Genomic DNA, 1,087 nt, shown 5'->3' on the forward strand with positions numbered 1-1,087 from the left:
ATCATATTATGGTTATTTATATTATTGGGGTTCGTATTTGTAAGGTGTACCTTGAAAACCTTCTTCTTTCATGATTTCGGGTGAATTAAGTGTTTCATTCTCTTTATAATTTAGAGATGATAAAAATTCATTAATGATTTTAATATGATCGGCACTTTGATAATTATAATCCTTTTCAAAGAAGAATTGTCGAGGAATAACAGGTTTATTCGAAAGTTTTATATAAGGAAATAATTCTATACATCTTTTGAGAATATGTCTCAGCCAATTATCAAAAAGCTTTTTGTCAGGGCAAATATGGCGTGCTATAATTGCTAGTCGTACCACATCTTCATTACTACTATGTTCATTATCAATATAGTTGTATCTGGAGTATTGTACACTTTGCCACATGGCATAAGTTGGTCCATTTATCGGATCAGACACATAAGGTGCATCATACCTCCAACTATAAAAATAATGTTTATCGATAAGTCCTGCCTAATGTGCCTCTAACGCAAACGGAATTTTTGGTTTATTAATATATTTGTGAGTTCGCCAGTATATCCACTCGCATAATGCTGTAGCAATACCAAACACAGCTTTATAATCAAGTTTATCTAATGTGTTTTCTAATTTAGGCTTCTCAGCATCAACAGAATAAAAGTCTGATACTTTTTCATTCCATGTATAATCTAATGGAGCATCGTAAAACTCCGGAGTATCTAATATTTTCGGTATAGTTAGCATAGTGTTGTATGTTATTTTAATTCGTATTTGTAAGGTGTGCCTTAGAAACCCTCTATGAAAAAAAATGCGAGGTATAAAACGAATCATCATTTTTCTGTCCACTTATAATCGAGTTCTTTATTTGTATAATTTATTTGCTCTAGTATTTTTAGTTTAGTCAGCATAGTGTGTGGAATTGTAATTTCAGGATTAAGAAAGAAAGTTTGATAACATTCTGTTACCAAACTTTCTCTAAAATACTATTTCGTATGCGAATATAATAAAAAATGAGTTATTTTCAATTCGCTTATTGTTGGTTTCTTTCATCTAACAAAGCGTTAGCTATATAAAAAAAGAATTGGTTGTCATCCCGACAACC

The 1,087-nt window shown here is 30.9% G+C and carries 2 protein-coding genes; both read right to left on the reverse strand.

What is annotated here, in order from left to right; translation table 11 throughout:
* Nucleotides 1-21 precede the first annotated feature (21 nt).
* Nucleotides 22-426, reverse strand: a complete 405-nt coding sequence (locus HGC4_RS04590) for a hypothetical protein (protein ID WP_050708951.1) — start codon at nt 424-426, stop codon at nt 22-24.
* Between the two features lie 54 nt (nt 427-480).
* A complete protein-coding gene (locus HGC4_RS04595; protein WP_050708952.1) occupies nt 481-729 on the reverse strand; it encodes a hypothetical protein in 249 nt (82 codons plus the stop codon).
* Nucleotides 730-1,087: the final 358 nt, after the last annotated feature.

The sequence above is a fragment of the Dysgonomonas sp. HGC4 genome (assembly GCF_001261715.1).
In the GTDB taxonomy this organism is placed as follows: domain Bacteria; phylum Bacteroidota; class Bacteroidia; order Bacteroidales; family Dysgonomonadaceae; genus Dysgonomonas_A.

Excerpts from the sequence above, each read along its gene's own strand:
- HGC4_RS04595 (WP_050708952.1), bottom strand. The coding sequence starts at position 729 with ATGCTAACTATACCGAAAATATTAGATACTCCGGAGTTTTACGATGCT.